This is a genomic window from Shewanella sp. BF02_Schw, from assembly GCF_014596695.2.
Taxonomy (GTDB): Bacteria; Pseudomonadota; Gammaproteobacteria; order Enterobacterales; family Shewanellaceae; genus Shewanella.
In genome coordinates, this window is the sequence record NZ_JABKAW020000005.1 from 75,556 (window position 1) to 87,832 (window position 12,277).

Below are 12,277 nucleotides of genomic sequence, written 5' to 3' on the forward strand. Positions count from 1 at the left end.
TTAGAAGTGTCTGTAAGCCTCACATTATTTGATTTAAGAAGTTGAGTTTCAAAAAGCCAACCGGAAAAAGCAGTTCATAATTAGTATTAACTACGTAACCAATCTCCTTTTTATTATCTACTGTGGCATAACCCATCTGCACAAGTTCGATATAGCACTCATTAGGCACATCTAAGACGTTTTCGTTTTGTATTTTTAGTGCATCAGACACAGACCCAGAATTAGCCAACTTATCATTAAAATAGCGGTTAAGTGCAGTGTTAGACGTCAACTAGCTTGTCCTATGCGCGTCAATTAAGTTGGCCGCTTTTGTCGTTTAATTTCATAGCTTGTTTTTTACGGTAACTATCTCCTTCAAGTCGGTAAATTTCAGCATGATGCACCAGCCTGTCTATCACAGCTACCGTCATCATATTGTCGCCAAAGATACTGTCCCAGTCACTAAATACCTGGTTCGTCGTTATCACCAAGCTATTGCGCTCATATCGATGTGCGATGAGTTCAAATAGAACCTGACTTTCACTGTCGCTCTTTTTTACATAGCCAATGTCATCCAAAATCAGTAGCTCATATTTATCGAGTTTTTTAAGCGCATCTTCTAGTCCTAAACCTTGTCGCGCTTTCTGTAGATGCTGCACCATGGCGGTTCCTGTTGTGAATTTAACTCGAACAGATTGCTCTATAAGGGCATAGCCTAACGCGGCGGCTAGGTGTGTTTTCCCCAGACCGCTTGCACCAAATAACAGTATGTTGTGGCCTTGCCTCAACCACCCGAGCTCACTGGCTTTATGCTTGATTTGAACGGCACTAATCCCTGTCACTTCACTAAAATCGTACTGTGATAGTTGTTTCCCTATGGGTAATTGGCTGTCTTTCAGTAAGCGCTTTAGGCGTATTTCTTGTCGGTGTGAGGCCTCTATTTCACATAACTGAGCGAGAAATAGCTCAGGCCCCCATTGCTCCTTCACCGCTTTTAGCGCGATATCAGGCCAAGCTTTTGCTATCGCGGGTAATCGTAACTCTTGTAATAATATAGGTAAGCTCAGTGGGTTAGCCATTGCGCCCTCCTAACAGTACGTCGTAACTTGAAACGCTATGTTGTTGACGATTAATCATGGGGGTAAATAGCGTATCAGGCCTGAAAACGCGTCGACATTCATCTATCGTTACCGCTTTTCCTGCTTCAAATGCGCTGAGAACGAAGCGGCCCAATGCAGCCTCACAATCATAGTTGGCAGCGATGACCAGTAAATCGACCATATAATGACAATCTGTATCAGTCACACCATCACGGGTGAGTGCCTGCCATAACTGCCAAAAATCGCCTTTAGGTATAAGGTCGTCTCTAAGTTGTGATGCTTTAAACGCATTGCGCTTCTTAGCCAATGCGTGGATAAGGTGCTGATAGTCTATTGAGCGGCCACGTGCTGCGCCTTGCGTGTGTATTCGCGCTAAGGTTAATGTGATTTCATGTCCATAGAAGAGGACGATGCGGTCATCATAAATGTGCGCCAGTAAGGTCACGCCAATGAGCCGTGATGGCACGGAATACGTCACACGCTTAATGGAAATCGTGCTGCTGGATGTCACTTTGACGTACTGCTCACAAAAGTCATTCGTTCGACGGACGGGTAAGGCGGACAAGTACGCGCACTCCTCAATGTAACGCGTGTGACATTGACGATTTATTTTAGCGACGATGGCATCGATGAATGCTCGGTATTGCTTTAAATCCAGGAAGTCACGGCTTTCGCGCAATAGCAATTGCTGCGCTATCTTTCGCTTTAGATGCCCATTAGGGCCTTCAATTGCGCCATTTTCATGGGCTATACCTTTATTGTTTCGAGTGGCTTTTACACCGTAATGCTGACATAACTTGGTGTAGCGCTCTGTGAGGACTTCTGCTTGTGTGTGGTTTTTAAAGGCAGCGCTTAAGCTATCTGTGCGGTGGGTTTTGGGTACACCCCCACTTTGCCAAAAGGCATTCTGCAGCCCGGATGACAATGACTCAAAGCTTTCGCCACCCAAGATGACTTCGACGTAAGTCCAGCCACTGAAAACCAAGCGGTAATGATAAAGTTTGTGTTTAAATGCACTGCCAGCGAGGGTGATATTCAATTCATTAGCCCAAGTGTAATCGGAAATCCCCATCGCTCCAGGTGTATGCTGTTGCCTGAAAATCACCTCTTTTTCTGGTCCGTATTTGACTCGCCATGTCTTGATACGGCGTTGTAAAGTCCTAAGTTGCGCGCGATCAAATTGCCCCGGTGCGATTTCTTCGAGTTTTTCAAATAATGTAATGGGTTGTAATGTGGGTTCTTTTTCAAGCAGTGGGACAATATGTTGTTCAAAAAGACCATTAAACGGATCTTTTCGAGTAGCGTATTGACGCGGTAATGGAGGGGGGTTGTGCTGCCCTGAATCAATACGTCTGGCTGTGCGGGATGAAAATCCTGCTTTAGCCGCTGCAGATGATTGAGTCTGTTTAGGTTGATTACGATAAGACATATATAGGTTAACCTGTGATTGATTTATGGTTTTTCCAGGCATATAAATCTCTCAATAATTATGTATGCCTAGAGCTTACCAAAACCGGACAAGCTAGTTGTCGCGAACCGGCCAAGTTAATTGTCGCCTAATAGTGCAGGCTTGTGATTTTGAGAGTATCGTTCCGCTAGCTTGTGAAGCAACATTTGGGTATCAATCTCATATTGACGGTAACGGCCTCTAATGCTGTTTGAGTGTGTAACAGCTTGAGATGTTAATTCGTCTAAATTTATCTTAGCCATATGCACTTCCATTTATAGTGAGTTTAAGTTTGGCAATTCTAATTCTGGTATATTTTCTGTTACGTCAGGCCTTACGATTTGATGGATTAACACATTCTCAATGTCAGCGCTGAGCAGAAATGACTGTTTAAGTTCTTCTAGGCTTTCTTTGTTTAAAGTTAACTGGGATTGTAGGTTTGGATTTTCCAGAGCTTCATCACTGAGTTCTGTCATAATTTGATAGAGGTATTGCAGCTTTTCAATGTCTTCTAACTTGATCATTTGAGAGCTCAAAAAAGCGTAACTTTCGAAATGATAATAATTATCCCCGCAGCATTTATCCATGAAGTCGTTAAGCGCCTGTACTTGTCTAGGTTCCACTTTTCTTGGTGGCTGGTCGTTTATGCTTTGGCTACTCATCTTGGTTGCGGCATTGATGATTCTAATACTGTTGATATTGTTATAAAATTTATTGGTAATAGCGTGATCACTTTCATGAATGCTACCGCCCAATAAATACGTATTATTTATGTTGGCCATTAACAAGCATTTAGATAAGGCTAACCGTGTATCATTATTGTTTTGAATTTCGTCAAAACTCGGTGTCGCTTTGCTATTTGAATCACTCAAATATTTAATGAGCACTAAAGGTATTGGGTTTTTCACGGCCGATTCTGTTGTCGCTGCAAGCATAACCTGACATAAGCAATAAACTATTTTCAATTGCTTAGCTAAAATTTACAACCATATCCTGACATAAAATATAACCATAAACTGACAAATTATGAAAACCTCTAGAACTACAACTTTTCCATGTACTTTTATTACAATATAGGGCGAAGTGGGTCAATGAAGACTGACCCACTACATTAAAGCTTGCTTAAATTATTTCTGGACATAAATGCGCTAGATTCTTAGCTCTAATTCTAAAGCTTCGGATTAATATTTATATGGGTTAACGTTAAGCACATAGGCGAGCGAAGCGGATCCATTGGTACAGCCACAATAATGGTGTGGCTTGTTACGCTATACTATGTCAGTACGAGAACTCGTATAAAACTAGTTGTTAAGTGTGAATATCTATCTATGTAGTGTTCTCTTATCAGCGTCTATAAAGATTCACTCTTATATCGTCAGTGAGGAAACTCTCACTCCATGACGAAATAATATTTCTTGATTTAAGCCATCTAACCAAACCATGATTCTCGGGTGTAATTTTCAATTTAGGCGAATTGTATCCAGTTTTTATTTCGGAAAATGGTTTAGGTAGATTGGCCAAGACATGACGTACTTCGTCATCCGTCATAAGAGAGCTAAATTTGTTAAAAAGTGAAATTTGCGTTGCTTTGGGCGAAGAATACCTTATCAGGGATTGCGCAACACTTGCATTAAGGTTGGATATATTGGCGTCGGTGTTGTCAATAATCGGTCCGATTAGTGCAGATCGCTCAGGTAGGCCGACGAGCGATTCTAGGTCCATCAATTCAATTATCCCAAGCTTGGCTGTATTATCAATTTCAGATCGAAGAAGATCCTCTAGAAAGTCATCGTCGAGTGCAAAGCTGTCAGAGTCCGCAAGATATGAATCGATGTTGGCCGCGACGAATAAAACCTGCAAATCACAGTGATCAGCGAGCGCATCGAGACTTTCCTTAGTGAATGTGATTTTTCCTTCATTAATCAGGATTTGAAGCTTGTTTGGTTCGACTTCTTTTGGGGGGTTCTTGAACGAATTCGGCAGGGCGTGAGCATATTCTCTGTAGGCTGCATCAGACAGCGAGCCCGCATTGAGGAGGAACTGACGCAGCTTCAGCGAAGCAGAATCACTAGGAATAGGGTGTTCCAAGATAACTTCACGAACAACATCTCGATCAAGATATCCAATCAGGCTATCTGCCTCGAACACGTTATCTTCCATGAAAGCAAGACAGTTCTCCCAAGTTGCTTCAATCTTACCTAACCGGAACAGCATCGGGTGCAATCTCTCAGGCACATCCTCTAGGGTTGGCAACAGGATCATTTGCCGTTCAAGAAACTCCCGAAGATCATCTTGCTCAAGCGTATCTTGGCAAACAACAGCTAAAATAGCGGGGGTATCCTCTTCAGAATTTCCTTCAAGCTCCAAAAGGATATCACACAGGTAGCGCTCGAAATCGCGTTCTACCCGCTCCAATAAGGCTGTGTTATTCGTCGAACGTATAGTAGTGAAGTTCCTCGTCCGTAGTGGCTCGAGATCGTTCTCTTTTAAAATAACTTGGTAGACGTATTCCAAGTTTGCGATCGTAAGTTCGAAAAGTCCCTCCTCGAACATGAAGCGTACAATTTCAGGTTGTTCTTTGATTGCAGCCAGATCTTTGACTTCAAAGTCGAGGCATGCAAGGCGTTCCGGTGCTAGTTCAGGTAAATTAATCAGAATCTCTGGAAGGTTCGCCGAAACAAATTCTGGTAGCTCGTCAAAATCCTTTGCGAGCATTTTGAGCGAGTTTTCAGGTAGGCACGCGACCAATTGTGTGACGTGGGAGATATTGTTAGGGCTGGTTATGACTTTTGGAATAAGACCATCCCATGCATTGGCTAAACCTGAAAGAAGTCCGGCAACATCGATGCCACTGGTGTAATAGGAATCGAAAAAGCCCTCGCAGTTCTCAAACTTCGACGAGAGGTACTGGAAAAGCTTCTGCAATTGGGCGCGGTAACTGCTACGGTCACTCAGGAGGCTATCGATAAGCTTGACGTTCAAGATATAGCTTTGTCGGAAGTCCTCATCTCGCATAGCGGCAATAACTTCTTGTGGATTATCGATAGGGAAACCTGGCTCTGGTGTGATAAATGCCCTTATCTGGATCAAAAACTTGTTGTCATTCGGCGACAAACGGCCCGAGTGAAAGAGTGAGGTGTATTGATAGTAAGTATCATCAATATGGCCTTCTAGGAGCAGAAAACGGGCAAGTGCTCCATTTTCAGCGAAGGTTTCAAAATGATCCTGCATGCTGTTGGCGTTAAAACGCAACAGCTCGTTGAGCTTAGTCGTGCGTAGCGTTGCAATCTTTGATCTCAGCTCATTTATTTTACGCAAGCTATTGTTTTTATTATCAGTAGCCTTGCTTTCTATCTCTACTTTGCGTTGCTGGTAAGATCTTTTAGTATCAACCTCGCTTTGCAATTTGGAAATATTTACATTCTGTTGATAACCATTGGCGCTATAGCAAGATAGGTGTTTAGATTCAATCAGTTGATCGAATGCATCGTGACTAACTAGCTGTGGAAAGGAGATCCAACCTGTCCCATCAATAGAAACTTTATTAAAATTCTCTGGAAGCTTTTCAATCAGAACCATAGCGTAAATTTGCCGTAACTCTTTCAAGTCAAGAGGGATTTGTTGTTCTGCGACTTCAAGCTGTTTTTCAATTTTCTCGATGTCGCCCCTATACGTTGCTTCACCATGCCTAATTAGTTCGTCTTTTAAGTTCAATATTTTCGCGAGATTACCCGCGCCGCAGTGCAGTTGCTCAAAGTCACTTGGATAAACGTTTTTATAGATCAGGATCGCAAGAAGCTTGTTGGCATCAAGCAGATTCTCTCCAGTTGTTTCCAATTGAGCCACATAAATAGCGTATTCATTAAAGATGTTTCGAATCAATCTCAGGTCGTTCAGGTAACGTGAGACCTCTCTCAGAAACTGCCGTTCAAGGCGTCCGTCGAGCTCAAGTCTACTTCCCTGATCCAATACCATGTCGATCGAATTCGATGTGTTGATGATAGGTATGACGGGAATGATGAATTCAAAGAACTTGGTTCGCTCGGTGTTGACAAACATATCGTCACGCATGGCGTAGAGGAACCTGATAGTACGTTTAACACCTGCGTTCTCGTTCACGAGACTATTAATTTCGCGGAGTGTGACGAAAATATCTGCATTATTAAATCGGTCTAAATCCTCAATGATTACAAGATCATATTTGGTTGATTGGAAGAAGTAGACTATTTCGTCTAGATGGCGGTTTAATATGGACGCCTGATCATCAGATGCTGGTTTAATCTCAACGTCCTTTAACGAAATGCTCTTGAGTGACAGACCAAAACTCGCCACATAAAAGTGATGTAGTGTCGCCCAGAGGAATGTTGCCGCGAGCAAGAATATCCCCAGATGGAACCAATTGCTGGGCTCGAACGGAACAAGAAATTTACCACTGATGATATCTTCTCGCTGACGAAATACGTACCAAAGCGCGAGAATTCCAAGCATTATGTAAAGAGATTTAAGAAACGACCAAACGCCGGGCGACTGAATTCTTTTGAAGCGCGACAGAGGAAGTTTGTTTGCATCAGCACCGTACAATATTTGCTGCAGGATGCTTCTCTCAATCTCTTGACGGCTCACCTTATCCCCCCCCGAATCAGCCTCGGGAACGAAGGAAGCTAGAGAGATTTGAAGCACAGGTCGCCGATACATCTTCAAGAAGGATTGGATGATGCTGCTCTTTCCCGAACCATAGGGGCCAGTTAGGGCAATGTTGGAGACCTTGGCATTGTTCGTAGCAAACAGAATCGCTTCGGTATATACACCAGCCTTGTCTGCCTCATCAGTTGGTGCGAGATCCACGAATTTGGATTGTTCTATATCCGAATGGTCAAAACTTTCAAGCCATGAAACAATATAACTGAGCCAACTTGAAAGCAAATGTCTACAGAAAGTGATTATTTTTATCATATGATGCTGAACTAACTAAACCTAAAAGCGACTGATTTATATAGACACTTTGTAGTATTATTGCATTCTGGTCAATAGTTAAACACTGGAACCAATGTTAGTATCTTGTTTTAGTAACACATTACTAAAATTTGGCCAACGGACAAACGTATGAACCGACATTCTGATTGCTCGAAACAAATTTTGGGGCAGCAACTTGTTAAAGTGGGCACTTGGTGCCAAGGAAACCCTAAGATCTAGGGTTCCTTAAAGCTAGCAATCAGTTCCCTCTGAAAGTAAGAGTGCATCTTCCAGTTCAACGCCAAGGTAGCGAATCGTATTGTCTACCTTTGTGTGCCCCAGTAGCAGCTGTACAGCACGAATATTCTTCGTTTTTGCTTAGACTAGTGTCGCTTTAGTTCGCCTCATCGAATGAGTTCCATACAGGTTAGGATCTAGTCCAAGATCTGATGCCCACTTTCTGACAAGATATCTATAGTACGAGTAGCTAATTGGTTGTTGCTTTCGTCTTTGGCTTGGAAAAAGAAAATCGCTTGCGTTTAACGATGCAATCAAAATCCATTTCATCAGACTTTGTTGAGTTCTTGTCGTTATTTCAAATTGAACTTCAATGTCTGTTTTCTTCTGAATATGCTTAACTCGATTAAATATCCTATCTTGTGAGGATACATCGCAAAGCTTGAGAGGGATTAAGTCACTTGCTCTCAGTTTACTATCAATTGCCAAGTTGAGCAGCGCTAGTTGCATCAAACTATTCTCAATCTCGAGTCTGGTTCAAATACGCCAAATTTCTTCAAGTCGAAAAGGCTTTTTGACGCCGCTTCGCTGTCCTCGGTTTAACATCACCATGATGACCTCCTTCTTTAGTTGCTTGGTCATCACGATTGTAGTTAGTAGGATATGGCCATATATTAGTTGAGCGAAGCTAAAACCCAGAGTCTCAATTTGGCCATGTGGTAATGCCCAAAACTGCTCCAGTAAATAAAACCGTGATAATTGTGGTTACCATTAACTTGCTACCGTTGCTATACTTTCAGCATCATTAACAAGGATTGTTAAGGGACAGAATGGAACACATAGATCTTGGCCTGATTTTGGCAATTATCGGATTATTATGTATCGCATGTTCGGTTCTCTATTACTTATTATCAGGTAATTGAGCTTCAACTGTGGTTGTTGAGTTAGCGACGTCTTCCCACCCTAACTAAACTACCGCGACCCAAACACACCTAACTGGCATCTTCTTCTGATGGTTCTCTAAAGGCGTGCCTGAATTTTTCATTAAGTTCTCCCTAGGGTGTACGCAGTTCTAATACCATGTTATTAAACATTATCATGAGGTTGATTAATAATGCGAGATACTCAGATACGCTTATCTGTCAAGAACCTGGACAAAAGTGGGTTAGGTTAATTGCTCTAATGCGGTTAATTGAGATGAGATAAAGTACATCAACCTCCCCCCTAATTCACCCCGAACCTTTTAACTTTTAACCTTTTGTTCCTCTATGAGGGTCCCTAAGTAATTTAGTAACTCACCTAGTGGGCTATGCACCTTTGGAGCAATTCTTTCTGAACTTCTGTATGCATCGCTAGTTGCTCGATGATCTACTTCGTTTTCAATATCTGTAAATGTCTTATATATATCTTGTGAAGTTCTTCTGTAAGGCACTAGTTCTAATAATAATTTTTGCTGGAAACTCTTAACCTGCTTGAAGTCTTCCTCCGATAGAAAAAATTTTGCCCTGTTTACTTTGGATTGTAGCTGGATTGAAGAGTGGTGCAGGTCATGCGAAGCAGAAGGCCATGCTTCGGCTATAGGTTTCCATTCTGAGTTTTTAGTATTAACATACTCTACAATAGAAATATTTCTGTGACGCAAAGTGTCAATATTCTCTTTGCATTCTGTAGCCAAGTTAATTAATTCAACAATGGTGCGATAGCGTTCGCAATAGGCATGTTGAGCTTTCCAAGTAAATAGTGCTTTATTTGCTAAATATAGAGCAGACATAGATAGAGCTAAACCAGCTAGGTCTTTGACATAAAGCCAAGGGTTAATATCTGGGTTTTGGGATTCAGTTCCTGCCCAAAAAAATACTACGAACAAAAAATACAGCACCCAAGGTTTTTCTTTTTCACTCATAGCTATCGTTTATAGTGGGTGATTAATAAGGGTTATACTACTTTAACCTATTGATATTTTACAAGGTTTAGTTTTTAAGTGGATTAGGTGACATATGTAAGCGTTGGCCTTGATACTAACGACATTGCTGCTGGCTAACAATGGGGCATAAAAGAGTCAGTAAGCGAGCCATGCACAATGATTAACTGAATCAAATAAGCTCAAAAAAATCTAAGTAATGAGATAGTTTAGTTAGTTTGATTCTACTGTAACTTTGACTTCTGGCTGAGGCATTGCTTTCATCATTTTAAGATTGTTATCCATTGCTTTTTCCATGGCACGATTCATATTCATGATAAGATCGCCATATTCGGTTACTTTTCCATCAACAACAACCACCATAACTCTATCGTCTGCCATCATTTCATTATCAAAAGTGCTAAATCCAATAGATTTTTCTGACCAATAAGACATCTCTTCAACAACTGAATCATTTCGCTTTCTTAATGAAGTTTTTTTAGGTGTTCCAAGTAATGATATAACCTGTTGTTTAGTCATCCCTAACTCAATTTTTGATGCTTCTTGAGCATAATTAATTTTAGTAGATGCACATGCTGCTAATAGAGTAATGGTTAATATAATTATGAGGTTTTTCATGGAATGCAAATATCCTTATTTCTGGTTTTTAACCAAGCCATTATAGTGGTTTAACTGAAAAAATACAATTATCACTCTTTAATAATCATAGGCTTATTAAACTTCTATAAAAATTATTATATCGAACAGTTGTCGCTTAACAGAAACACTTACCTTTCCGGCTGATGAGAGAAAGTATTGCAAAGAGGTTAGTCCTGTATTGAACGAATTGCTGGCGCTGACACTTAAAGGGGCAATAACGTCTTAGGCTGATCACTCCAAGACGTATCTGGACAGAAACTGCTTAGAGCTAATGCTTTATTATTTCGTTATCACATTACTATAAGTATGTCGAAGCTCGGAAACACTAGGTCCTGCTATGGCCGGCCTATAATTGGGAGGCCAAAAATAACCTACCACAGCAATCTATTCAATTATTCAGTCGTGTGCGTAGCCGAATGCAGAGTGATATAAGGACGGGAGACTAGACTTAGCATCCTTCACACATTGCTTAAGCCTTGATTCACTTTCCGTAAGCTACTAACCATTAAATCCAATACCTCCGGTATTTCAGTGATCTCGAGATATGGAAAGGTATAGCTTGATTTACAGCTACCAAGTGCAAACTGAGATATCTTCTCACTGCTATGTATGGGACTAGGAAATATCTCGAAACAAAAACCTAAAAATATCATTGTAATAGAACTATACAGATGTCCTCTAACCTCATAAGTTCTTGGAAATGGAGATACAACCAATTCTCTAAGGTTGGACTCGCTGAATCCACCTTCTGTAGTGTCTACTAACCTTTGAACGAAAACTGTACATGAATTCTTTGAGACTTTAGCAGATCTAACCAAGCTAGACCTAATAAGTTCTAAGAACCCTGATGAAACTTCAATGGTTTTATAGTTTTCATGTTCAGAGACTGCACCACGCCAAAAAACAGACAGAACAAAGCTTCTGAACTTTAAAGTATCAATATTTAAGAAGTAAACACCTTCACTACCCTTTTCAATTTCTCCAACTTTACCCCGCAACAAGTTCAATCCATATTGGTCATAATTGATGTTTAGCTTAGTTTCGCATCTATTACATAGTTGTTCGGTCGCCCAACTATCCTGTGATTTACAGTTTGGAGAACGTTCATTTGAGGATAGTTTAATGGCCTGACCATTCCCTTTTTTAAACAAGGATCTAAACACAGAATCAGGTATTGCATGTGAATTACATAACTCTGATTTAATACGACACAAATTACACTTTTCCAACAATTACCTCCTAATTGAAAATGTTGTATTAAGGGGGAAATACTTACCTAAGTCGCAAATTGAGTACAGTAATAGCGAAATTGGATTCACCCGAAATCTTCCCGCTTTAAATCTCGTTTCAATACCTTGTTTGGGATTTAGTTTATCCGGTATTGTTGGCCGTCTTTTTTTATATATACGGTCTTTGAGACCGTTTGTGCAATATCAAATAAGTTAACGTAATTTTTTACATTAAACGACTTAGGAACGAATGCCAAATACACAACGAGATTTCCGTAAAAGATCAACTGTCCACAACTCGCACCGGAAGGGTCTTCCGAACCTAATACCCACTGAAAAACACTAGGGTTTTCGCCTTCGACCTTAGTGCCAGATAACTCTTTAGCCATTTTCTTTACTGCAAACTCTCTGTACCCTTTCCACCCTCTATCAGTGGTATCTATGTAAATCACTTCACAAATAATCTGGCCATCAAATGCTTTATCGTACTTGTACTTATACAAACCTTTTCCAATTAACGAAAAACAATCTTAAAGCCTTTTTATACCAATTGCATTAAAAGTTTGACCAGTCAGCGAGAATTCAAAGCCCTTTAGGCGAGATGGGGGATTGAAGATAATAGTTATTCTATATCTAAAGCCCACAACGAAGCATAAAGGGCTTTGAAACCCACACTACGTGAGCGCATCAGATTTTCCACTTCTGCTTTGCAATGGTTCAAAAGGGAATAACCCTTTTTTCATAAATGCGCCTTGAATTGAAAAGTCTGAGG

Annotated in this window: 10 protein-coding genes and 1 pseudogene; all 11 read right to left on the reverse strand. The window is 40.8% G+C overall.

From position 1 onward, the window contains the following. Positions 1–19: 19 nt before the first annotated feature. On the reverse strand, positions 20–271 hold the full coding sequence (locus tag HNW13_RS17820; RefSeq protein ID WP_192114611.1) for a hypothetical protein: 252 nt from the start codon (positions 269–271) through the stop codon (positions 20–22). 19 nt (positions 272–290) lie between these two features. Beyond that, positions 291–1,058, reverse strand: a complete 768-nt coding sequence (gene istB / locus HNW13_RS17825; protein ID WP_192114610.1) for an IS21-like element helper ATPase IstB — start codon at positions 1,056–1,058, stop codon at positions 291–293. Continuing rightward, positions 1,051–2,550, reverse strand: coding sequence for an IS21 family transposase (istA, locus tag HNW13_RS17830; RefSeq protein WP_192114609.1), 1,500 nt, complete (start codon positions 2,548–2,550; stop codon positions 1,051–1,053). The genes istB and istA overlap by 8 nt, the downstream gene beginning before the upstream one ends. A gap of 74 nt (positions 2,551–2,624) precedes the next feature. After that, the gene (locus tag HNW13_RS17835; protein WP_192114608.1) at positions 2,625–2,789 is read right to left on the reverse strand and encodes a hypothetical protein; all 165 of its coding nucleotides are present in this window, start codon (positions 2,787–2,789) and stop codon (positions 2,625–2,627) included. Positions 2,790–2,801: 12 nt separating this feature from the next. Continuing rightward, entirely contained in the window at positions 2,802–3,434 is a 633-nt protein-coding gene (locus HNW13_RS17840) for a hypothetical protein (protein WP_192114607.1), read from the reverse strand. A 436-nt stretch (positions 3,435–3,870) separates the two neighbouring features. Further along, on the reverse strand, positions 3,871–7,479 hold the full coding sequence (locus HNW13_RS17845; RefSeq protein WP_192114606.1) for an ATP-binding protein: 3,609 nt from the start codon (positions 7,477–7,479) through the stop codon (positions 3,871–3,873). 252 nt (positions 7,480–7,731) lie between these two features. Next, positions 7,732–8,328 (reverse strand): annotated as a pseudogene (locus HNW13_RS17850) (tyrosine-type recombinase/integrase). A 631-nt stretch (positions 8,329–8,959) separates the two neighbouring features. After that, the gene (locus HNW13_RS17855) at positions 8,960–9,619 is read right to left on the reverse strand and encodes a hypothetical protein (protein ID WP_192114605.1); all 660 of its coding nucleotides are present in this window, start codon (positions 9,617–9,619) and stop codon (positions 8,960–8,962) included. Positions 9,620–9,850: 231 nt separating this feature from the next. Then, on the reverse strand, positions 9,851–10,255 hold the full coding sequence (bamE, locus tag HNW13_RS17860) for an outer membrane protein assembly factor BamE (protein WP_192114604.1): 405 nt from the start codon (positions 10,253–10,255) through the stop codon (positions 9,851–9,853). Positions 10,256–10,734: 479 nt separating this feature from the next. Then, complete coding sequence (locus tag HNW13_RS17865; protein WP_192114603.1) at positions 10,735–11,505, reverse strand: hypothetical protein; 771 nt, start codon at positions 11,503–11,505, stop codon at positions 10,735–10,737. Between the two features lie 137 nt (positions 11,506–11,642). Next, positions 11,643–12,008, reverse strand: coding sequence for a hypothetical protein (locus tag HNW13_RS17870; RefSeq protein ID WP_192114602.1), 366 nt, complete (start codon positions 12,006–12,008; stop codon positions 11,643–11,645). Positions 12,009–12,277: the final 269 nt, after the last annotated feature.

Excerpts from the sequence above, each read along its gene's own strand:
- istB (WP_192114610.1), bottom strand. The coding sequence starts at position 1,058 with ATGGCTAACCCACTGAGCTTACCTATATTATTACAAGAGTTACGATTA.
- istA (WP_192114609.1), bottom strand. The coding sequence starts at position 2,550 with ATGCCTGGAAAAACCATAAATCAATCACAGGTTAACCTATATATGTCT.
- HNW13_RS17835 (WP_192114608.1), bottom strand. The coding sequence starts at position 2,789 with ATGGCTAAGATAAATTTAGACGAATTAACATCTCAAGCTGTTACACAC.
- HNW13_RS17845 (WP_192114606.1), bottom strand. The coding sequence starts at position 7,479 with ATGATAAAAATAATCACTTTCTGTAGACATTTGCTTTCAAGTTGGCTC.
- HNW13_RS17855 (WP_192114605.1), bottom strand. The coding sequence starts at position 9,619 with ATGAGTGAAAAAGAAAAACCTTGGGTGCTGTATTTTTTGTTCGTAGTA.
- bamE (WP_192114604.1), bottom strand. The coding sequence starts at position 10,255 with ATGAAAAACCTCATAATTATATTAACCATTACTCTATTAGCAGCATGT.